Source organism: Streptomyces sp. NPDC029139, assembly GCF_055564335.1.
Map to the genome: position 1 here is coordinate 1 of NZ_JBVHWN010000003.1, position 21,169 is coordinate 21,169.

General features: G+C 72.3%; 20 protein-coding genes. 7 read left to right on the forward strand and 13 right to left on the reverse strand.

The window, feature by feature from the left end:
* Window positions 1-283: 283 nt before the first annotated feature.
* Complete coding sequence (locus ACZ4VW_RS07850; RefSeq protein ID WP_467959625.1) at window positions 284-988, forward strand: DUF6215 domain-containing protein; 705 nt, start codon at window positions 284-286, stop codon at window positions 986-988.
* 95 nt (window positions 989-1,083) lie between these two features.
* On the opposite strand, the gene ACZ4VW_RS07855 is transcribed toward ACZ4VW_RS07850, so the two are convergent.
* The 6 genes from ACZ4VW_RS07855 to ACZ4VW_RS07880 all read right to left on the reverse strand — a co-directional run bounded on the left by ACZ4VW_RS07855 (window position 1,084) and on the right by ACZ4VW_RS07880 (window position 5,901).
* The gene (locus tag ACZ4VW_RS07855) at window positions 1,084-1,485 is read right to left on the reverse strand and encodes a ChaB family protein (protein WP_467959627.1); all 402 of its coding nucleotides are present in this window, start codon (window positions 1,483-1,485) and stop codon (window positions 1,084-1,086) included.
* Window positions 1,486-1,620: 135 nt separating this feature from the next.
* The gene (locus ACZ4VW_RS07860) at window positions 1,621-2,316 is read right to left on the reverse strand and encodes a phosphoribosyltransferase (RefSeq protein WP_467959629.1); all 696 of its coding nucleotides are present in this window, start codon (window positions 2,314-2,316) and stop codon (window positions 1,621-1,623) included.
* A gap of 23 nt (window positions 2,317-2,339) precedes the next feature.
* Window positions 2,340-3,773 carry an erythromycin esterase family protein gene (locus ACZ4VW_RS07865; RefSeq protein ID WP_467959631.1) on the reverse strand — a complete coding sequence of 478 codons (1,434 nt, stop codon included), beginning with the start codon at window positions 3,771-3,773 and terminating at the stop codon, window positions 2,340-2,342.
* Window positions 3,770-4,447 (reverse strand): dienelactone hydrolase family protein, encoded by a 678-nt coding sequence (locus tag ACZ4VW_RS07870; protein WP_467959633.1) that lies wholly within the window; start codon window positions 4,445-4,447, stop codon window positions 3,770-3,772. Before ACZ4VW_RS07870 ends, ACZ4VW_RS07865 begins: the two co-directional genes overlap by 4 nt.
* Before the next feature lie 693 nt (window positions 4,448-5,140).
* Entirely contained in the window at window positions 5,141-5,488 is a 348-nt protein-coding gene (locus ACZ4VW_RS07875) for a winged helix-turn-helix domain-containing protein (RefSeq protein WP_467959635.1), read from the reverse strand.
* Window positions 5,485-5,901, reverse strand: coding sequence for a hypothetical protein (locus ACZ4VW_RS07880; protein ID WP_467959637.1), 417 nt, complete (start codon window positions 5,899-5,901; stop codon window positions 5,485-5,487). The genes ACZ4VW_RS07875 and ACZ4VW_RS07880 overlap by 4 nt, the downstream gene beginning before the upstream one ends.
* Before the next feature lie 298 nt (window positions 5,902-6,199).
* Between ACZ4VW_RS07880 and ACZ4VW_RS07885 the strand changes: the two genes are divergently transcribed.
* Window positions 6,200-6,478, forward strand: a complete 279-nt coding sequence (locus ACZ4VW_RS07885) for a GlsB/YeaQ/YmgE family stress response membrane protein (protein WP_467959639.1) — start codon at window positions 6,200-6,202, stop codon at window positions 6,476-6,478.
* A gap of 176 nt (window positions 6,479-6,654) precedes the next feature.
* Here the strand turns inward: ACZ4VW_RS07885 and ACZ4VW_RS07890 are convergent, their stop codons facing one another.
* Window positions 6,655-7,095, reverse strand: coding sequence for a hypothetical protein (locus ACZ4VW_RS07890; RefSeq protein WP_467959641.1), 441 nt, complete (start codon window positions 7,093-7,095; stop codon window positions 6,655-6,657).
* 205 nt (window positions 7,096-7,300) lie between these two features.
* Between ACZ4VW_RS07890 and ACZ4VW_RS07895 the strand changes: the two genes are divergently transcribed.
* Window positions 7,301-8,203, forward strand: a complete 903-nt coding sequence (locus ACZ4VW_RS07895) for an SCO2400 family protein (protein WP_467959643.1) — start codon at window positions 7,301-7,303, stop codon at window positions 8,201-8,203.
* Between the two features lie 40 nt (window positions 8,204-8,243).
* On the opposite strand, the gene ACZ4VW_RS07900 is transcribed toward ACZ4VW_RS07895, so the two are convergent.
* Entirely contained in the window at window positions 8,244-10,136 is a 1,893-nt protein-coding gene (locus tag ACZ4VW_RS07900) for an SMI1/KNR4 family protein (RefSeq protein WP_467959645.1), read from the reverse strand.
* 75 nt (window positions 10,137-10,211) lie between these two features.
* Window positions 10,212-11,138 carry a LysR family transcriptional regulator gene (locus tag ACZ4VW_RS07905; RefSeq protein ID WP_467959647.1) on the reverse strand — a complete coding sequence of 309 codons (927 nt, stop codon included), beginning with the start codon at window positions 11,136-11,138 and terminating at the stop codon, window positions 10,212-10,214.
* 140 nt (window positions 11,139-11,278) lie between these two features.
* Here ACZ4VW_RS07905 and ACZ4VW_RS07910 point away from each other — a divergent pair, with 140 nt between their 5' ends.
* The 4 genes from ACZ4VW_RS07910 (at window position 11,279) to ACZ4VW_RS07925 (ending at window position 17,958) form a co-directional block, all read left to right on the forward strand.
* Window positions 11,279-12,622, forward strand: coding sequence for an MFS transporter (locus tag ACZ4VW_RS07910; protein ID WP_467959649.1), 1,344 nt, complete (start codon window positions 11,279-11,281; stop codon window positions 12,620-12,622).
* 124 nt (window positions 12,623-12,746) lie between these two features.
* Window positions 12,747-13,613, forward strand: coding sequence for a bis(hydroxyethyl) terephthalate hydrolase (bdeA, locus tag ACZ4VW_RS07915; protein WP_467959651.1), 867 nt, complete (start codon window positions 12,747-12,749; stop codon window positions 13,611-13,613).
* 388 nt (window positions 13,614-14,001) lie between these two features.
* Complete coding sequence (locus ACZ4VW_RS07920) at window positions 14,002-17,220, forward strand: helix-turn-helix transcriptional regulator (RefSeq protein ID WP_467959653.1); 3,219 nt, start codon at window positions 14,002-14,004, stop codon at window positions 17,218-17,220.
* A 123-nt stretch (window positions 17,221-17,343) separates the two neighbouring features.
* A complete protein-coding gene (locus ACZ4VW_RS07925) occupies window positions 17,344-17,958 on the forward strand; it encodes a hypothetical protein (RefSeq protein ID WP_467960782.1) in 615 nt (204 codons plus the stop codon).
* A gap of 128 nt (window positions 17,959-18,086) precedes the next feature.
* Here the strand turns inward: ACZ4VW_RS07925 and ACZ4VW_RS07930 are convergent, their stop codons facing one another.
* From ACZ4VW_RS07930 to ACZ4VW_RS07945, 4 genes are all read right to left on the reverse strand, one after another.
* Window positions 18,087-18,644, reverse strand: coding sequence for a DUF3291 domain-containing protein (locus tag ACZ4VW_RS07930; RefSeq protein WP_467959655.1), 558 nt, complete (start codon window positions 18,642-18,644; stop codon window positions 18,087-18,089).
* Between the two features lie 32 nt (window positions 18,645-18,676).
* Complete coding sequence (locus tag ACZ4VW_RS07935) at window positions 18,677-19,393, reverse strand: helix-turn-helix transcriptional regulator (RefSeq protein ID WP_467959657.1); 717 nt, start codon at window positions 19,391-19,393, stop codon at window positions 18,677-18,679.
* A gap of 307 nt (window positions 19,394-19,700) precedes the next feature.
* The gene (locus ACZ4VW_RS07940; RefSeq protein ID WP_467959659.1) at window positions 19,701-20,210 is read right to left on the reverse strand and encodes a DinB family protein; all 510 of its coding nucleotides are present in this window, start codon (window positions 20,208-20,210) and stop codon (window positions 19,701-19,703) included.
* A 283-nt stretch (window positions 20,211-20,493) separates the two neighbouring features.
* Window positions 20,494-20,820 (reverse strand): DUF427 domain-containing protein, encoded by a 327-nt coding sequence (locus ACZ4VW_RS07945; RefSeq protein ID WP_467959661.1) that lies wholly within the window; start codon window positions 20,818-20,820, stop codon window positions 20,494-20,496.
* Between the last annotated feature and the right edge of the window lie 349 nt (window positions 20,821-21,169).

Genomic DNA, 21,169 nt, shown 5'->3' on the forward strand with positions numbered 1-21,169 from the left:
GCGGTGTAGTCCTAGACACCTCCACCACACCGGAGGTCTTCGCCATGATCAAGACCTGCGACTGTCAACAACGCTCGTGATCAATACAGCTAGGTCATGAGGAGCAGGGAACGAACCCGGCAGGGAACCAGATCAGGGGCCTCGATCAGGGTCCCGCGGCGAAGAGGTGGCGGCATAACAGCTGGTGACCGGTTCGACCGGGGCAGTAAACCTGCTTGTCCGCTGGATGATCACGGGGTTAGGGTCCCCGAGCACGGGTGGGGGATCATCGCAGGCGGGGGACATGGCACACGACATCGACGCGCTACCGAAGGGCGCGGGCGCCTGGGGGCAGGCCATCTGGGCCGTCGTGCTGGTGGCGGCTCTCGCTGCCGGGGCCTGGATGTTCCCGGATTCGTCCTCACCGGTGAGCGGTCCGCGGCCGGTCACCTGCGACGGCGGCGAACCCGAGACGCCACCGGCGGAGACGGGGAAGACAGGCGTCTCCGGGACGCAGTTGTGCGAGGCGCTGCACCGACCCGACCTCGGCGCACTCCTGGGGACCCCGGGCGAGTCCGCGAAGAGCGCCAACGGCAGTAGCAGCACCTTCAAGCCGGTCGGCGGCAAGGAGATCGTCACACCGTCGGCGCAAGTCGAGTTGGGGACCTACACCGTGACGCTGTCGGCCTCCTCGGGCCATCTCCCGGTGGCCGATTCCGTCGTCTTCATGGAGCCCGGTGCGCAGGAGCGAACGGTTCTGGGCCGCCCGGCGGTCCTCTACTCGGAGCGCACGCTCAGCATCAGCTTCCGCCTGGACGGAAGCGACGCGCGCGGCGGTCCCGGCGTCCCGGCCCGCGCCCTCAGCGTGGCCTCGGACCCGAAGGACAACGGTGGCTCCTTCGACCTGGCCATCTGGCGCGAGGACGGCGGCTGGCCGGACGACGCGGCTCTCCTGCGCGTCGCGGAGAAGGTGCTGCCGACGATCCCTGGCTGGCGCGCCACCGGGTGACGGTCGGGGCGTCAAGCCTCGGGCGTCACGCTGTCCGGCGTCACGCTGTCGGGCGTCATGCTGTCGGCGCGCCCGCCCGAAGTAGCCGTCGTCCGTCAGGAACGCGCCTTGCGCGTCCGGGAGCGGTTCTCCTTGCGGATCGCTTCCAGCAGTTGCGATCTGCTCATCTTCGACCGGCCGCTGATGTCCATGCGCTGGGCCAGGTCGTACAGATGCTGTTTGCTGGCCTGCTCGTCGACGCCTTCACCACTCGCGGCCGGCCGTTCCCGGGGCGTCGCGGCACGCGCGTCCGAGGGGCCCTTGCGGCCGTGTTCCTTACGCTCCCAGTGGTCCGCGACCTTCTCGTACTTGTGCTTGAGCGCGCTGAAGGCGACCCGGTGCGCGCGCTCGCCCTCCCCGTACTGGTCCACAGCCGAGTCATGGGCCTTGATCCAGGTGCGCTGGGCGTCCTCGGGTGAGCGCTCCAGCGTCGAAGGAAGCTCTTCGCGTCCTGGCATGGTTCACCTCCGATGCGATGCACGGCGCCTGCCCCGGTGCTCCGGTACGAAACGGCGCCGCGTCGCCGCCGCCACTCGCGGTGCCGCGCAGCCCGGACTGCATCACCCTGGGTCCGCTCCGGCTGCGGGCGTGGTTCAGGGCCTCGGCCGGCCTCCTTCGGGCCGTGCCTCCGCCTGCTCGGGCGCCACGTCGGGGCGGCGCAAGGTGGAGATCACCTCGTTGTCGGAGACCTGCGCGAACTCCTCGTACCACTCCCCCACCGACCGGAACGAACTCGGCCCGTGCAGGCACACGAGGTCGTCGGCCTCCCTCCGGAGCTCCTCCGCCGCCTCCGGAGCGCAGACCGGCACGGCCAGGATCAGGCGGGCCGGACGGCGCGATCGCAGAAGACGCAGCGCGGCCCGCGCGGTGACACCCGTCGCGAGCCCGTCGTCGACCAGGATCACCGCCCGGCCCTCGACGTCGAGCGCGGGGCGCCCGTCCCGGTACAGATGTTCGCGCCGGTGCAGCTCGGTCCGCTCGCGTGCCACATCGGCGGCGAGATCCACCTCGGTCAGCCCGAGCATGCGCAGAGCCCGCGCGTCGAAAACCGGTGGGTCCTCGCCCGCGATCGCCCCGATACCCACTTCCGGAGTGCCGGGCGCGCCGATCTTGCGCGCCACCAGTACGTCCAGCGGCGCCTTGAGCGCCCTGGCGACCTCCGCGGCGACGGGCACTCCTCCGCGCGGCAGCGCCAGGACGACCGGGTCGGTGAGGTCGCCGTCACCCACCCGTTCGAGGAGCCGGAGGGCGAGTTCCTCACCGGCCTGACGGTGGTCGTAGAAGCGCATGAGGGTCCTCCTTGGAAACGGGTTCACAGACCGGTGGGCCAGGTCTCCGCCTCGCCCGTGCCGACCGGACCGGTGGGCATCGGACCGGTGGGCAGTGGACTCAGGGCGGTGGTCCGGTCCAGGAAACAGAAGGCGTCGTAACGCTCGCCGAGAACGGTCGGCACGTAGTTGCCCCACTTCTCCCGCTCGGGGTGGTAGACGACGCCGATGGCACGGTGGTCGTGTTCGTCCCGCAGCCGGCGGTCCTCGTGTCCGTCGCGCGGTCGGCGGCCCTGACGATCGTCCCGGAGCCGGCGGACCCCGCGATCATTACGGAACAGGCGGTCCCCGCCATCGGCCTCGAACACGAACAGGCCCGCGTCGCCGGGCAGCGCCGCCCGGTGCATCAGTTCTTCGAGACTCCCCGTCCTCGCCGGCGGCACCCCCATCACACGGGCGCGGCCTCCCCAACGGTCGGAGGCCAACACCGTCCCTTCGTACGATCCGAAGCCGACCAGGACCACGCCGGCGGCGGCGTGCCGCTCCCGGACGAGCTGCCCGACGCTGACCATGCCCGCCGCCGCCATGTCGGTGGCCCGGGCGTCGCCCACATGGGTGTTGTGCTCCCACACCACCGCCTTGGCGCGCGGACCATGGTGGTCCACGATCCGGTCGAGGGTGTCGGCCATGTGACGGTCGCGGATGTTCCACGCGTCGGGCCCGCCGTCCAGCATCGCCCGGTAGTACCGCTCGGCGCCCACGACCACCTCGGCGTTCTGCCGCGCGGCGAACTCGGCGAGGCCATCGCTGTCGGCCGCGGCCGACTCCTCGGCTACGCGCCGCAGCCGTACGAGCAGGGCGAGGACCTCCGGTTCACAGCCCGACGGTACGAGCCGGGTGGCTCTCGCATAGGACTGCGGGTCCTCCGCGTACGGCTCGAAGCACCGGTATGCCTCCAGCGCGTGTTCCACCGCGTCGGGGGCGTGTTCGTCCAGGTAGTCGCGTACGGCCTGCAGCGACTCCCAGAGGCTGTACACGTCCAGGCCGAAGAATCCGACGCGCCGCTCGGGTGGCAGGGACACGTTGTGCCGTCGCAACCACCGGCTGAACCGGGCGACATCGGTGTTCGCCCAGAGCCATGCCGGCCAGCGGTCGAAGCCCTCCAGCACCTCGACGGGATCTTCGGGCGCCCCGTCGGCAGCCGTGACGGAGCGGTGCAGCGCGTGGCAGTCCGGCCAATCCCCTTCGACGGCCACGACGGAGAAACCCTTCTCCTCGATGAGGCGGCGGGTCAGCAGGTCACGCCACCGGTAGTACTCGGCGGTGCCGTGCGATGCCTCACCCAGTAGTACGTAACGGGCCTCACCGATCCTCGCCATCAGGGGGTCCAGTGACCTTCGGTCCTGGAGAGGGAGCGCGGAGTCCCTGATCTCCCGCGTGGGTGCGGACACCGCCGTCCTCGCGACGGAGGACGTCATGGCGCCTCCTCGCCTTCCTCCTCGCCTTCCGGACTCAGGAACCAGTCACGCGCCGCCCGGGCGACCGCCTCCAGGGCTCCGGGCTCCTCGAAGAGATGCGTGGCACCGGGCACCACGTGCACCCGGTGCGGCGCGCGCAGGAGCGCGGCGGCCTCGCGGTTCATGCCCAGGACGTTCGTGTCATCGCCTCCGACGATCAGGAGGACCGGTGCCCGGACCCGCCCCAGGGCATCGCCCGCCAGATCGGGCCGGCCGCCGCGGGACACGACGGACCTCACCCGGTTTGGTCGCTCGGCCGCGGCCACGAGCGCGGCCGCGGCTCCGGTGCTTGCGCCGAAGAGCCCCAGGGGCAGGTCCGCGGTGGCGGGCTGCTCACCGAGCCAGTCCATCGCGGACACCAGGCGCCGGCCCAGCAGCCCGATGTCGAACCGGTGCTGGGCCGTCACCATGTCCACCCGCTCCTCCTGTGGGGTCAATAGGTCCATGAGCAGGGTGCCGAGGGCTGCTTCCTGCAGAGCCTCGGCCACGGCCCTGTTGCGGGGGCTGTGGCGCGAGCTGCCACTGCCATGGGCGAAGAGCACCACGGTCCCGGACTGTGGAGGAAGGACCAGGTCACCGGCGATCGCGGAGCCGTCGGCCGGTATGGACACCGCTTGCGAGGTCGCCACCGTCATCGTCTCCTTCCGGGCACCCTTCGGGTGCGCGGGTGTCCGCACAGTGCGGGTATCCCCTCCGGGGCCCGGTATGCACGGAGCCGGATCGGGCCGGCTCAGGCCCGACCGACGTCCCCCGCAGGACGCGGGGCGGCTGCGGCGCCGCTTGGGTCGGCGCGGAGCACGACTTCTCTGTCTTGCGGACCCACGCGGGGGCTTCTTGCCGATCCCTGGTGGAGCGCGGGGCGTCTCGTCCGCCCAGCAGGATCGGCGCAGGCCGCGTCGGGTCGCCCCCCCCTGGCCAGCGCGCGGACGACTGCCTGACCCTGGCGTCGACTCCCGGGCGTCGGGTCGCCCTCCGGACAGCGCAAGGAACGACTTCCCCGCCCTCGGGTCAACGCACGGGATGCCGGGCCGCTCCTCCGGCCAGCGCGCGGAACGACATGCCCGCCCCGGGTCGCGCCACGGAACGTCTGGCTGGCCCCAGGCAGCGCGAGACACGACATACCCGTCCCGGGTGAGCACGGGGGCGACTCCCCCGCCCCCGTCCAGGCACCGGACGACTGTGCTCCCGGGTGGGGGCAGGGACGACTTCGTCGGCCGCCAGCCGGCGCGGGACGGATCGCCCTCCCCCTGGCAACGCCCGGGACCGCACCCGGCGCCCCGTTCAACGCGCGGGTCGGGTTCCCCCGCTCGCCGATGGCTCGCGGGCGTTCATCGCTCCGGTGGTGGACCCAGTGGGCCCGCGATGGCCGTGAGTGCGGCGATGTGGCGCCGGTAGGCGGCCAGGCCATCGTCCGTGAGCCGGAGCCAGGTCCGTGGGCGGCGCCCGACCTGCCCCTTCTCGACCGTCACCCAGCCGGCTTCCTCCAGGCGGGAGACCTGCTTCGACAACGCGGAGTCGGTGATCTCCACCAGGTCCCGTACGTAGGCGAACTCGGCCCTCTCCACCGCGGCCAGCGCCGCGACGATCGACAGTCGCACGGCCGAGGCCAGCAGGGGGGCGAGCGCGTGGCGTGGGTGAGGTCCCTGTCCCGCACCGGCCGCGGCTTCCGACGTCATATGCCGCGCACCCCTCGCCGGGCCTCGAAGGCGGCGGGCAACGCGCAGGCGACGGCGGCGACGGCCGCGAAGGCGACGTTGTCCACGAACACGGTGACGCCGAGCGCGAGCGTCACCACGTAGGCGGCCGCCCAGACACCGATCACCCTCAGATGCTTGCCCCGGTAACCGCGCGGAACGACAGGCTGCCGCACGGCGAACACGGACAGCCCCGTGATCACGAGCGCGTTCGCCAGTGCGCTGACGACCGTTCCCGTCGGCCCGTGCCACAGCAGTACGGCGGGGACCAGGACGAGTTGCCACAGCGCGAACAGCCCCAGGTAGCCGGTGTACCACCCGCTTCGCGACCGTACCCTCGCCTCGATCCGTGCACTGCCCTTCAACGCCACGGCCGCATCGACCCGTTCACTCATGACGAACCCCTCCCCCCTGGGCGCCGAGCATTCCCGTACCTGCCTGCCCGGCATGCACTTTCCACACTAGCAAGTACTTGCCCATGAGGGGAGTGATTCATGCGCGGGGCTCACGCCGGGATCAGCCATCGGACGCCCGAGCCTTCCAGCACCTCGCTTCGCCAGGGGCTGAGGCCCTTGAAGCGAGAACGGAAGATTGTCCGCTTCTGCGAGATGCCCGCTGGGGACGTTTGTTCGGGCGCAATCGGTGCAGAGGCTGAATGAAGACAGCTTCTATACGACGAAGTGGAGACGCACCATGGGCATCATCGCGTGGATCCTCATCGGCCTGCTCGCCGGTGCCATCGCCAAGGCTCTGATGCCGGGCAAGGACCCCGGCGGCATCATCGTCACCATGCTCATCGGCATCGTCGGCGGCCTGCTCGGTGGCTGGCTCGGCAAGGTGATCTTCGGGGTCGACTCCATCGACGGGTTCTTCGACCTCTCCACCTGGATCGCCGCGATCGTCGGTTCCGTCATCCTGCTCGCCCTCTACCGTCTCGTCACGGGCAACCGGCGCTCGCACCGCCACGCGTGACCCGCTGAAGGCACACGCCTCGGAACCACCCGGACGGCTCCCTCCCCGCTTTCGCGGGATGGGAGCCGTCGGCGTGCGGGGGCTCGACGAGCCGGGCACCCTGTCCTTCGGCGCAGTCCAGGGTGCCGGCATGACCCCGCCCGCGGCTGGGGTGGAACGCGCCCCGGCCACCCCTGTCAGGAGGTGCGCTCCTCAGGCCGCGCGCCGGAGCGGAGCGCGAGTACGCACCAAACAGCCGTCGCCATCATTGCGGCCGCGACCAACGCGCCCAGCGCGAGAGCCTCGGGCCGCCAGCCCAGCGAGAGACGAGTGCCCAGCATGGTGAGGACGACCGCGATCCGGCCCGGTGCGTAGACGGGAACCCGGCAAGCCGCGGCGCGCAGTGCGGCCGCCACCGCCAGGCCGGTCGCGATCCAGGCACACAGGTAGGGCCAGACCGCTCCAGGCGCAGCGGACGGCAGCCCGTACTGCTCCGGTCCTATACGGAACAGGGAAGTGGCCCAACCCAGGCCCACACCAAGGGCGGTGACAGCCGCCACCCACACGGCGTGGCGCCACAGCGGGCCGCGAGCGACCGCTTCCTCGTCGTCGGAGCTGGGGAAGTCGAAGAGTTCCATCACGTCTTCAAGGACGTGGCTCGGCGACCGTATGTTGCCTCGCCGTGCGACGTGGGCCCAGGAGATCCCCACAGGAGCACCACACAGGCTGCGCACAGTCTTTCGAAAACTTGGTTAGCGTGACTGGCCGCGTGATTCCGATTGCGAACGTGATCGAGCCGTGGCCCCACCGGGTCGGCGGCCTGTCAACCCAGGAAGACCCGAGATGGACTACTGCTCCTCGTGCCGTCGGCATCTCAACGGCGCCCTCGTATGCCCTGGATGCGGCGCCTACGCCCCGGACATCGCTCCCGTCGTCACCGATGGTCGCCTCGTCTCGGCATCGGCCACGATCGTGACGGCCACGGCCACGGATGAGGCGGGAGGAGACAGGGCCTCCGTCCCCGCCCTGTGGCACGACGGCCGGCCTCAGGGCGAGACGCCGGTCAGGACGCATGCGAACGGGACGCTTTCGAGCGAGACGCCCGACGACCTCCAGGGGGTGCCGATCGCGCCCGAGGGCCGGGCGGCACGGCGCCGCCAGCGGGCCCGGTGGAAGAAGAACCAGCGCCGGGCCGTGGTCGCGACCGCCGTCGCACTCGTGGGCGGCGGCCTGACCGTGAGCGCGATGGACCGGGAGGCCGGCGACCGGGCGCAGGCGGCGACGGCACCGCAGGATCCGGGCATGGGCACCCTCGACGAACAGCCGGCGCAGAACGCCCGCACCACGTCGATTCCGCCGCACACCCACGCCTCCGGACCCCCTCCTCAGGGCGAGCGGCCCGCGCCCGACGCCCCCCGCCGACAGGCCGCTACGGACGCCCTTCCCGCCACACCCCCGAGCACCCAGGGTGACCCCGCCGCGTCGCCTGGGAGGAACGCCTCTTCGGTCTCCCAGCCGAAGAACTCCTCGCCCGCCCTCGCCCAGCCGCCCCTCGACCGCGCGAACGACTCGGACGGCACGACGACGCCGGCAGAGGCTTCTCCCGGGTCCACGGACAGCACCGGCACCGGCACCGGCCGCGATGCCGGGAGCACGGGCTCGGAGCCGCCGCAGGCGGGCACCGCGCCCACTTCGACCTCGCCGTCGGAAATCTGTGTGCTCGTGGTGTGCCTGCCCCTGTCCTGACCTCGATCGAAGGGTGACACCGGCCCGCTGAACCTGGGTTCTACCCGGGCGTGATCGTGATCGTCGCGTACGCCTCCCCCGGCCCCGGCGGCCTCACCCACGGCCGGGTCGGCAGCGTGGGCAATCTGCCGTCGTCCAGGGCGAACCGTGGCAGCGACACCCCGAACGTCGCCGCTATCGCGTCCAGGGCGCGACACTCGTCCGACCGGTCACCGGCCGGCCCCGCGGGGTCCGGGAACAGCTGGTCGAGGTCGAGCGCGGCGGCGGGCGTGCCCGTCCGGTGGCGCTCGGCCTCGTGGACCGTGAAGGAGTACCGCTGCTCACCGTCCTCGGCGCAGGAGAAGTGGAACATGCCCGGCTCCTGCCAGACCGTGAGGGCGCGCGTGCCGTGGGACAGCTCGGTGCCGGGGTGGGTCAGACGGGCGGGGTCGAAGCCGAGGTGGCGGGCCGATTCGAAGGCGAAGCTCCAACCGTCCTGGGCGCCGATACGCGCCATGGCGCCGCGGCGCTCCCGCTGCCATGAGATCCGGAGATCCCAGAGATCGGTCTCACTCGCCACAGGTTCCAGCGGGCCCGTGCCGAACCGCTCCGCCAGCTCCCGGGGGCCTATGCCCTCCACGAGGACGAACCGGTAGGCGTCCCGGGGCAGTTCACCCCTGCGATGCTCATGGGTCAGCCACCCGAGCCCCTCGCGCACCTCCTGCGCCACCGGACCGGACACAGGTGCGGGCACGGGCATGGGCGTCGCCGTTGCCTGACCGGCCCGGGGTATGGACAGCAACTGCCGGCCCCGCTCTCGCGTCACGACCGGCCCGAGCAGCGGGTCCCCGAGCAGACCGAACGGGGCCACATGGTCCTCCCGGTACGGCTCCCACTGCGGCATCATCGCCGCGAGCAGCCGCCAGGCCCCGTCCGTGTCGCCCCAGCGCGCCAGTTCCCTGGCCTCCTCGACCGCGCGCCCGAAGGGGCCGGGCGACGTGTACTCGTACGTGCGCTGCCTGATCCGGTCCAGAACGGTCTTCGCCCGCTCCCGGTCCTGCGCGTAGTCCTCGGTCATGGGGCCGAAGAAGAAGGAGTCGTCATCGCGTCGTTCGCGAAGGTGGTTCCGTACCTTCAGGGGCAGCGCCTCACCCGCGTACAGCGGGTCGTCCATGCGCGGATCGACCGGCACCCAGCCACGCCCGATGTCGAGCAGCGCCCGGAGCTGTGCGGCCAGCAGCCCGGCCCGTGGTCTGCCGAACTCCCCCGCTTCGTCGAGAACGGCGAGCGCTTCGTCCAACTCGCCTCTGAGGCAGGCCAGCCGCGCTTCCTCCACTCTGGCATCGAGCGCCCGCGTCACGGCGTTCTCGAAGCCGGAGTGACCGCCGCCCATGCGGTAGAAGTCCTTGTACATGTCCTCCATGAACGCGCGGAACGAGGCGTAACGGCGCGGCAGTTCCCCGCCCCACCCGTGATAGACGTACACCGCCCACTCGCCGTCGGCGCCCACGTCTCCCGGATCGAGCAGGACGTCCGTCATGTCCGAGTCGAGCGACAGCTGGAGCGAACGGCCCCACATGCCGGCCAGGAGTACGTCCTCCGCGGGCGGGTTCTCGCCCAGACTCTCCTCGTACATCGGCTGCAGGCCGTGCGGATCTCCGTAGGAGCCGATGTCCTCGGTCCCGGCCAGCAGATGGACGAAGACACCCGCATGGCGCCACCCGTCCGTCGTCTCGAGGAAGGAACGCAGGGACGGGGGCAGCGGCACCTCTATCCCGAGGCCCCGGACCCGCTCCTCAAGAGCCTCCATCCGTGCCGGCCCGGCCGGGGCGAATCCCAGCCAGCGGTGCCGCACGACGTCCTCGGCCGGCTGCTGGAGCTCCTCCGGCTCCTCCGCGTCCAGCCATTCCTCGCTCCACCGCTTGAGCAGCGGCCCCCATTCGAAGTTCCCCATGCACGCGATCATGGCACCCGCCACTGACATCCCATGACGGCGTCGCAGGGGTGCGGCGCTGCCGAGGCCAGGGCTTCAGGCCCATGCCGGGGTCCAGATCTCGGCTTCCGGATGTTCGCGGCGCCCGGAGGAGAGGTGGTCGCGGAGGGCGGCGAGGGTCGGGTGTGGGTTGTCGCCGTGCCACAGCAGTGAATGCGGGTAGACCGGGGTGGGAGCCTTCACGGCGATGCGCCGAAGGCCGTGGTCGGCGGGCCAGACGAGGCGGGTCCGCTCGCCGACGAGGGTCGCCAGGGCTCGGGAATCGGCGATCGTGTCCAGCAGCGGTTCGGTGCCGAAGTCGGGGCCGGTGATCTCGATGGTGAGGGCGAACGCGGCGGCGAGGGCTTCGTAGTAGGCGGCCCACTCGGTTCCGGGAACGATTCCGGGCATCCAGATCCGGTGTCCCACGAGCTCGGTGGGCGTGACCGCGCGGGCGGCGGCGAGTTCGTGGGCCGGGCCGGTCAGGAGCTGGACGGGCTCGTCGAAGACCCGGGCGACCCGGATGTCGGCGGGAAGTCGTCCGTCGGGCGTGGTGACGGCGCGGAAGGTCGCGTCGATCATGGCGGACCGTACGGCGTCGATGGCCGCGTCGGCGTCGAAGAGGGTCACGACGTCGAGTTCGACCTCGGGATGGGCGCGATGGAAGTCCCGTAACAGCGCGGCCGGGGCGAGCCGTCGACCGATCACGTCGACGCGCAAGGCGCGGCGGCCGGGGCGCACGGAGTTGATCGCCCGCTCTTCGGCGCGGAGGAGTTCGCGCGCGTGGGGCAGGAATGCCTGTCCGTCGATGGTGACCTTCGCTCCCCGCGCGGTGCGGGTGAACAGCCGTGCGCCGAGGCGCTTCTCCAGGGCGGCGATGCGCTTGGAGACGGCCTGTTGGGTGATCGACAACTCGACCGCGGCGTCCTGGAACCGCCCGGCGTCCGCGACGATCACGAAAGTGCGCACAGCGTCGAGATCCATGCCGGTCAACCTATCCGTACAACGATTGGTTGTGCCCTCCTCGCGGATCGGTTGTTTGATCCGGACACCTGTTCCTCGCTTGGATGCCGAGGGCCGGCGTGTGAAGGGTGTCCAGGTCGGTCGGTGAGGGGTGTGGAGGCATGGCGAGGAGGCGGACGCCGAGGAGACGAGAACCGGGGCGGCGGGAACCAGGGAGGCGGCGGACGCCGGGGAATCGGCGAAGGCTGGGAAGGCAGTTCGGCTGGTTGTGGGCGGCGTTCGCTGTCAGCTCGTACGGGACGGGGCTCGGGTTCGGGGCGATCCCGTTGATCGCGGTCCTCGTGCTGGACTCCGGGCCCGCCCAGGTGGCCGCGCTGGCCGCCACGGGCCGGGCCGTGGGGGCCGTGGTGGCGGTGCCGCTCGGCCCGTGGGTGGAGTTCCGCCGTAAACGGCCGGTCATGATGGCGATGGACCTCACCCGGTTCGCGGCGTTGTTGAGCATCCCCGCCGCGTTCGCACTCGGCCGGCTCGGCTTCACCCACCTTCTCGTTGTCTCCGTCGTCGTCGCCGCGGCGGACATCGCCTTCAGGGCGGCCGGCGGCGCCTACCTGAAGGCGCTCGTGCCGCGCGAGGACCTGCTCGTGGCGAACAGTCGTTTCGAGGCCACGACATGGACCGCGACCATGGTCGGTCCCCCGCTCGGCGGGGCCGCGATCGGGCTGTTCGGGCCGGTGACGACCTTGGTCGCCGACGCGGTGAGCCACCTCCTCTCGGCCCTGGGCATCCGCACCATCGGCGGGACGGAACCGCGCCCCGCGCGGACCGGTGCGCCTCGGCTGCGAGCCCGCGATCTGCTCGAAGGGTGGCGCCACATCCTCTCCCACCCCGCCCTGCGCCCACTGTTCCTCAACACGCTCGCGGTCAACGGCCTGATCCTGGCGTCCGAGCCGCTGCTCGCCGTACTCCTCCTGGACCACTTCGGGTTCGCGCCCTGGCAGTACGGTCTCGTGTTCGCGGCTCCCTGCATCGGCGGCCTCCTGGGCTCACGCCTCGCGCACCGGCTCGTGGCGCGGTTCGGCCATCACCGGGTGATGCTCGGCGCGGGGACTCTGCGGGCGTGCTGGCCTCTCGGTCTGGCGTTCGTCGAGCCCGGTGTCCCGGGAATCGCCCTCGTCATCGCCGTGCAGTTCGGACTGGTGACCTGCTGCGGGCTCTTCAACCCCGTCCTCGCCACTTACCGGCTCGACCACACCGACCCCGACCGGGCCGCCCGCGCCCTGGCCGCCTGGTCGATCAGCAACAACGTGGCCATCGCCGCTCTGACGGCCCTCTGGGGGCTGCTCGCCACCGTCACCAGCCCGCGCACCGCCATCGCGGTCGCCGGGGTCCTGCTGCTGGCGACCCCGCTTCTGCTTCCGCGCCGCGAACTCGCGCCTCCGAAAAGTGACTCTTCTCCGCCTTCGGCCGGAAGTTCGGCCGAGCGGGTGCCGCCCACCGGTCCGTAACCGGTGATTCTGCCGATGCCTCGATCGCCCGGTGCCCGGACATTGGCCCAACCAGTCACTCCACGGCTCCGCGACGGCCACCCACCGGCCGGAGCCGTACACGACACGAGAGGACGACTCCGTCGTGAAACGACACTTCGCCGCAGCCGCCGCGGCCGCCGTCTGCTGTCTCACCACGCTCGCCGCGCCCGGTGCCCAGGCAGCCGACAACCCGTACGAGAGGGGCCCCGCTCCCACCACCTCGAGCATCGAGGCACTGCGCGGCCCCTACTCCGTCGCCGAGACCAGCGTCTCCTCCCTCGCCGTCACCGGCTTCGGCGGTGGCACCATCTACTACCCGACGTCGACCGCCGACGGCACGTTCGGGGCCGTGGCGATCTCGCCCGGCTTCACCGCGAGCCAGTCCTCCATCGCCTGGCTCGGGCCGCGCCTGGCGTCTCAGGGCTTCGTCGTCTTCACCATCGACACCATCACGACGATGGACCAGCCCGCGAGCCGGGGCCGGCAGCTCCTCGCCGCGCTCGACTACCTGACCGAGCGCAGCGCGGTCCGCGGTCGCATCGACAGCTCCCGACTCGGTGTGATGGGGCACTCGATGGGCGGCGGCGGCAGCCTGGAGGCGGCCAAGAGCCGGCCGTCCCTGCAGGCAGCCATCCCGCTGACCGGCTGGAACACGGACAAGACCTGGCCCGAGATCTCGACGCCGACGCTCGTCATCGGCGCGGACGGCGACACCGTCGCGCCTGTCTCCACCCACTCGGAGCCGTTCTACGAGAACCTGCCGAGCTCCCTCGACAAGGCGTACCTCGAGCTCAACAACGCCAGTCACTTCACGCCGAACACGTCCAACACGACGATCGCGAAGTACAGCGTCTCCTGGCTCAAGCGCTTCATCGACAACGACACCCGCTACGAGCAGTTCCTCTGCCCGATCCCGCGGCCGAGCCTGACGATCGAGGAGTACCGCGGCACCTGCCCGCACGGCTCCTGACCCGTCCGGGGCCGGAGGGCCGAGACCCTGAGGGCCGGAAACGGGGGCCGGAGTCCAGGGGCAGGGTTCCCTGAGGCCGGCCCTCGGGGGCAGGGCCCCGAGGGCCGGTCCTGGGGCGCTGGCCTGCAGGGTTCCTGCTCCTGACCCGGCTCCCGTGGTCTCCGGTCCGGGGTTCCGCCCCTGGCCCCGGCGTCCGGATCGAGTCCGTCCGGGCGCCGGGGCCCCTCCCTTGTGCACGCTCACAGGGGGTGGCGCCCGCGCCTGGGCCGCGTCCCAACAGAGGGGCCGGCGCTCGGCGTCGTACCCGCACGGCGCTGTGGCCCCGGGCTGCCGACGACCGCGGCGCAGACCCTTCCGTGGGAACTTACGGAGCAGTAACGTAACGCCCGTGAGCGGAGTGACGGGCGCGGCCGCTTTTCCGCGGCTGCATGACCGAAGAACCGAACTCGCCGCAGTGGCCGCTCTGTCGGCTCGTGTGTACGCGGGTTCCGGCGGCGTTCTCCTGATCACCGGCAGCCCGGGCATGGGGCGCACGGCGCTTCTCGCCCACGCCGTTCGGGACTTCGACGGCGCGGCGCATCTGGTGCCCGCGCCCTCCGGGAAGCGCGTCCCGTGGAGCGGAGTACGGGCGTTGCTGTCCGCCTTCGGGAGCACGCCCGCGGAGGTACGGCACGCGCTGCGGGCCGCGCGGGGACCGGACGGCCTCGCGAAGGCGCTCTCCCGGCTCTCGTCCGGACGGCGCCTGCTGCTCTGCGTCGACGACCACCATCTGTGGGACGCCCACTCCCGTGCCGCTCTCGCCTCGGTGTGGAGGCCCGGGGGCGGCCTCCCGGGCGTGGGCTGGATCGTCTCGTTCGCCCGCCATCACCGCCCACCGGCCGTACGGGGGGCGACGGTTCTGCGACTCGAACGCCTCGACCCGGCCGGGGCGAGCGCGCTCCTGGACGACCTGTGCCCGGTCCCCGCCGCGGAGACCGTACGCGAGCGGCTGCTCCGGGAGGCGGCGGGCCACCCCGGCATCCTCGCCGCTGCGACCCGGCGGCTGTCCCGGGCCCAACTCGCGGGTGCGGAACCCTTGCCGAGCTCGCTGACCGACGGGAGCGTGCTGAGTGACGTCTACGGCAAACTCCTCGACTCCCTGCCCGTGGAGTGCAGGCGCCTGCTCGCCCTCGTGGCCGTGGCCGGCGACGGCCCGCCGGAAGGACTCGACGCGGGCGTGATGCGGGCCGCCGGACTGGCGAGGGAGACATCGGCAGGGACCTGGCCGGCCTGGGACGGGCCGGACGGACCGGGGTCGGAAGGGCTGGGAGTCCAGGGGCCTGGGGCGGACGAGGCGGCGCCGGACGGCTCATGGTGGGTCGGTGCGGTGCCGGACGGGCCCAGGTCGGTGCCGAGGTCGGACATGCCTGCGTCGGAGATGCCCACGTCCGAGATGCCCGCGTCCGAGATGCCGACGTCGGAGATGTCTGCGCCTGTGCCCGCGTCGGACATGCCCGGGTCCGAGGTGCCTGTGTCGGACATGCCCGGGTGGCCGGAGGGGGACGGGCCAGCCTTCGAAGCCTGGGGCTCGGACCCGCGCGGACGCGCCGTCGATGCCTCCGCCGTTCTCGCCGCCGCCCGCGCCGCCCGCACCTCGCCCGAGGCGCTCGACAGCCTGGTCGCCGACGGTCTGCTCAGGGGAACCCGTACGGCCCTCCGCTTCGCGGACCCGTTCCTGCGGCGTGCCGTGCTCGCCACGACGCCCGTGGCGTGGAGGCGTTCGACCCGCGCGTTGTTCACCGTGCCGCAGGACGACGCCCCGCCGCCGCACCCCCGTTCCGTACCCCATCGGCAGGACGCTCCACCCGGCCGCGCCGGCCGCCTGACCGAGCCGCCGCGCCCGAAACGGGACGCCCGCCCCGACCGCGCCACCGCCGCGAGCAGGACGGTGCCCACGTCCCGTGCCGCGGGCGCGAACGACGGCCGCACCGGCAGGGGGCGGGCGACCGCAGCCCAGGCGTTCCCGCTGCTTCCCGGTCTGCGGCACCGGGCGGACCGCTTCCGCGCCCCCGACGGCGTCCACGCGCGCACCGATGTGGTGCGGGGTCGTGCCGAACTCGCGCGCGGGCTCACCGCGCTCGCCGACGGGCCGGTCGCCGACGCCCACCAGGCGCTGCTCCTGGCGGCCGCGCTGCTCGAGGCCGAAGCACCGGCCGAGGCCGCGGACGCTCGTCTCCTCGCCATGGAGGCCGCCTGGGCGGCAGGGGATCCCGTGGCCTGTCTGATCGCCCTCGGCGACGCCGAAGCCGACACCGAAGCCGACACCGGAGCCCAAGCCGGCGGCTCGGGCTCCGGCTCCGCCCCTGGGGCCGCCGAGGCCGGGGCGTGCGACGGGGACGACTCGACGGGAACGGACCGGGACTTCCTCGACGGCATGCGCGCCGCGCTCGCCGTCCGGCTGCCCGAGGCGCGTGCGCCGCTGGCGCGCGTGGTGGCGCGTGACGGGGAGGCCGACGACCCGAGGATTCTGCTACGGGCCGGTTCCGCCGCACTGGTGCTCGGGGACATGGCGTCGGCGGCCCGCGTCCACGGCCGCGCCCTGGCGGTGGTGAGGGCGGAGCACCGTACGGCCCTGCTGCCGCGCGTACTGGAGTACCTGGCCTACGCCGAACTCCGCGCCGGCCGCCACGCGCGCGCGGGGGCGCACGCCCGCGAAGCCCTCCAGGCGTCCCGGCTCACGGGGCAGCGCAACATGGCGGCCCATCAGCACGCCGTACTCGCCCTCGTCGCGTCGGTCACCGGCCACCCGGACGCGGTCGAGGAGCACGCGGAGAAGGCCCTCGAACGTGCCCGGCCGCACGGACTCGCGCAGGCGATCACCCTCGCGGAATGGGCTCTGGCCCGCGCCGACCTGGCCCGGGGCCTCGCGGCACAGGCGTCGGCCCGTCTCGCCCAACTGGTGGGACCGGGACCCCGGAGCGGGCACTTCGCCCTGCGGATGCTCGCCGTGCCCTGCTACGTCGAGGCGGCCGAAGCGGCGGGCCGGACGGGTGAGGCACGGGCCGTGGCGGAGGAGTTCGCCGTCTGGGCGGCCGGCGGGGTGGACCCGCACGCGCCGGCCCAACTGGCCCGCTGCCGGGCGGTGCTGGCGGATCCGGAGAAGCCGGAGGAGGCCGCGTACTGGTACGGGGAGGCGATGCGCCGCCACGACGAGTCCGGCAGCGATTTCGAGCGCGCCCGGACCTTGCTGTCGTACGGCAAATGGCTCCGGCGGCGCAGGCGCCCGCTGGAGGCCCGTGCGCGGCTGAGCGACGCCCTGGTGACCTTCGAGCGGGCGGCCGCCGGGATCTGGGCCGACCAGGCCCGGGCGGAGCTGCGGGCCACGGGTGGAGCGGTCGGCGGTCCCCGCACTCCCGTCACGGCGGACGGTTTGACTCCGCAGCAGCAGCGCATCGCGCGGTTCGCCGCGGAGGGCGCGACCAACAGGGAGATCGCGGACCGGCTCTCCATCAGCCCGCGGACGGTCGACCACCACCTGCGGAACGTCTTCGCCCGGCTGGGCGTCCGTTCCCGGGTCGAACTGGCGCATGTGCTCCGCCGGGCGGATGAGGAAACGCCGAACCCGTGAGTTCGCTGTTGTCGAGCAGGGGGACGGCAGCGCCCCGGCCCGCCCCGGAGGCGCTTCCCGTGCGGGCAGGTCTCCGTCCTCCGGAAGGGGCGGTCCGTGGTGCATCATCCGTGGGTGATCACCATGCAGCCCGTCCTCGAGATCCCGGCTCTGCCGGGCTTCGACCTGTGGCCGGTGGCCATGGTCGAGCCGTACACCTTCCTCCCCCTCAGCGGCGCGCTCTCGTACGACGAAACGGGAACCGCGGTGATGGCCCTCGGCGCCTGCAACGACATCGAGCCCGATGAGGACCGCCCGCCTCGCCCCGCCGACGCCGTCGGCTCCTTCCTCCACGGACTGCTGACCATGAATCCGCTCTTCGCCGCGGGCGGGCTGCGGGTGACCGACACGCTGACCGGGACCGTACTGGTGCCGGGCTGCTGCAACGGGCTGGAGGACCGGAACGACTGGTGGGAGGTCCTCGACGGCGTGGGCCGGGCCGGCTTCGGCCATGACCCCTCGCCCTTCGCCGAACGCCACGGCGAGACGATCCGCATGACCGTGGACAGCGATGCGGACGCGAGTCCATGCATCGAGGTGTCACGGGTCGGACTGCGTCGCCTGCTGGCGGCGGCGGAGAGGGATCTCGCCGACTTCCTTCACCTGGTTGCGTCATGGACCGCCACGCACCTGCCCGATCGCTCGGACCTCGTCAGGGGAGCGATCTCTCGTGCCTTGACCCGGCCGTCCGGGCATTGAGCGATCCGCTCGGCGGGTCGGGGTCCATCTCAGGCGCCTCTCCCAGGTGGTGGCGATGACGCCGACCCGGTCACCCGCTTCGGTCGGGGAGGCCGGGGGCGCCCGCCTCCGGGCCGAGCGCCCCTGTTTCAGACGGCCGCCGAGTCGTCGGCAGGTGTTCGCCGTGGGTCGTCGGCGGCATGGGCGCCGGGCTGGGTCGGCGGCACCGTCCGCAGGTGCGGGGCGGCCTCGGCGGCGGTGTAGGGGGAGGCGAAGGTGAACGCCCGCGGAGAAGGCCCGTGCACCCGCAGGTCGGCCAGCCGCTCCAGGGCCTCCTCGACCGTCGGGAGGTGACCGGCGGGGACCCACCAGAGCACCATGTGCGCCTCGACGTGCCGTGCGAACCACTCGCGGCGCCTCCGCATCACCTCCAGGTGCCCGCTGCGGTAGGCGAAGTCCCACAGAGCTTCCTGCGTCTCCCACACCGACAGGTTGACGATGACGTCTTCGCCCGCAGGGCGCAGCCCGGTGGCGTCGGCCGCCCCCTCCTCCACGAGCCGCCACACGAAGCCGGGCGCGTTGTCGGCGGCGGCGTTGACCGGGTCGAGCATCTCGACGAACGGTGCCACGCGCGGGTCGTCGAGGGGGTAGCGGAGTGTGGCGACGTTGAGCTGGGCGAGGTGAGCGCCATGCGCGGATGCGGTCATGGCCTCATCCCAGCACGACTCTCTTTTCTATGTCAATCACCGTTGTTTTTAGAAGCTTCGACCACCACGCAGCACTCCCCCGGCCGGGCGTCCATGCGAGCGCGGACTGGACCGTCCGTGCCGAGCAGCCCTTCCAGCAGTGCGAGGTTCATGCCGCAGACGAGCGGCGGAAAGCGTTCCGCGACGGCATGGAAGGGGCAGTTGCGCATACGTACGACGGGCGCGGCCGCCCCGGGCCCCTCGTCAGCTTCTTCGACGCCGTCGGCGCGCTCCGGACGCTCCACGCCTTCCAGGTGGGGTTCGTAGCCGCGGGCGGTCAGCATCTCCATCGCCTCTGCGAGACCTCCGCAGGCCGCCGCCTCGCCACGCAGAGCCTCGCCACGTCGGCGCGCGGCCGCACAGAGCCCCGCGTCGAGCCCGGCCTGCTCGGCGGCCTCGGCGAGCAGCTCGGCGGCCGTGCGGTAGTCGCGCGCGGGCAGCGACACCGACCGCTCGCCCCGCGCCCGCGTGTACACCTTGGCGGGGCGGCCCGCCCCCGGCCCGGAGCGGCCCGTCAGGCGGCGGCTACCGCTCTCCAGCAGCCCGACCTCGGCCAGCCTGTCCAGATGATGCGCCGCGAGCGTGCGCGCCACCCCGGTCGCCTCGGCGGCCTCGTTGCGGCCGACCTCGCGCCCCTGTGCCGCCACGTACTCGTACAGGCGGCGCCGTACCGGATCCTGCAACATTGCGATCGCGTCGATGTCCTCCACCTGGCCATTCTAGGAACAACGCAGGTTGAAGATAGAAAGCCGGCTTTGACCCGCCGCAGGCCGGTCCGGAGCAACGGTCGGCAGCGGCGACGGCATCACTCCGACTCCGCGGTCGGCAAGAGGTCGTTGTGCGTTCTCGCGGCGCGACATGCCCGGACGGCGGGGCCAGCCCTCACGACCGACCCTCAGCACCGGCCCTCACGACCGACCCTCAGCACCGGCCCTCAGGACCGGCCTCCCTCCCGACGCTCCCGACGCTCCCGAACACCCTCTCGCCCGGCCCTGATCGGCGCGTCGGGCACAGTGATCACTGCCCCACCCGGCCGTCGATCCGCTCGCGCAGGAGGTCGGCATGGCCGGAGTGCCGCGCGTACTCCGCGATCTGCATCACGAGGAGGTCGCGGAGCTGCGCTTCCCCACCGGGTGGGGTGCCGAGGTCGGCGAAGCGAGCTATGAACCGGTCGGTCAGTTCCCTCTCGGACCGCCATCGGCTCCAGGCGTCCTCCACGACCTCGGGGTCGGCGACCGCACCGTTCCAGTCGCCGTCGCGGTCGTCGGCGGTGCGGTAGATCCTGGGGGACTCTTCGCCGGCCAACCGGCGGAAGTGACGTTCGTCCTCCGCCATGTGCCGTACCAGGCCGAGCAAGGACATCGTGGACGGCGGCACAGCGCGCCGGGCCATCTGTTCGGCGTCCAGGCCGGCGCACTTCATTTCCAGCGTGAGGCGGTAGTGACGCAGGCCGTCGAGCAGCGCGCCCCGTTCATCGACGATCTCGGCGTCTGTCTCGCGCGGGTCGTCGTCCGGGTCGACCCACATGTCGGGGTGGACAGTCGCCTGCGTCCACCGGCTTACCGCTGCTTCACCACTACGCTGACCTGAGTCCATGCGGGCATCCTCACGTACCCCGGTATCAGCCGCCATCGAATATCGTCGCAGGTCAAGTACCGGACCCCGGAAGCGAACCGGGCGAGGAGGACCGTCTCGTCCGGGATCTCGCCCACCCTCCGGCCGGAAGCCGCCACGTCGGCGAGCCGTCCGTCCGGCCGCTGCGGACCTACGGTGGCGCCCCCGCCCGCATCCCGCCAGACACTGCCACCTTCTACGGCGCTGCCCCGGCCCCGCCGCTTCCCGTCCGCTCCGGGGTGCCCTCCACCACGACGCCCTGCCAGAACGCGACATGGTTCTTGATTCTTCGCGCCAGGGGGCTCGGCCTCGGGTAGTACCAGGCCGCGTCCGGATTCGACCGTCCGCCGACGCTCACGTCGTAATATCTGGCGATTCCCTTCCAGAAGCACAGCGATGTCGTCCGGCTCCCGACGAAGAACTCGCGGCGCAGCGACTCGGGCGGGAAGTAGTGGTGTCCCTCGACCACCACCGTGCGCGGCGCCTCCGCGATCACCGTGCCGTTCCACACCGCGCGCATCATGGCAGCCCGCCTCCTCCCGGGCACTGGTGGCCTGCACGCCGGGCGCCGTGCGACCCTTCTGCCCGTTCGGTATCCATGCTCACACTTCCCGGTCTTCCCCCGTACGGGTTCACCGTGCCGGGGGGCCCGTCGCCGCGTACGCCGGGCACCGGGCCGGTCCGGAAGGGGAGGGCGCCGGCCAGGCGGGTGAGGAGAGGGCCGGCGAGGGCGAGGACGAAGACGTACGCCGTCACCAGCGGGCCCAGCGTGCTGTGCATCCTGCCGACGAGTCCGACGATGACGAGCGAGAACTCGCCTCGGGCCACGAGTGCGGTCCCGGCTCGACCTGCCCCGACGCCAGGCCGGGGAC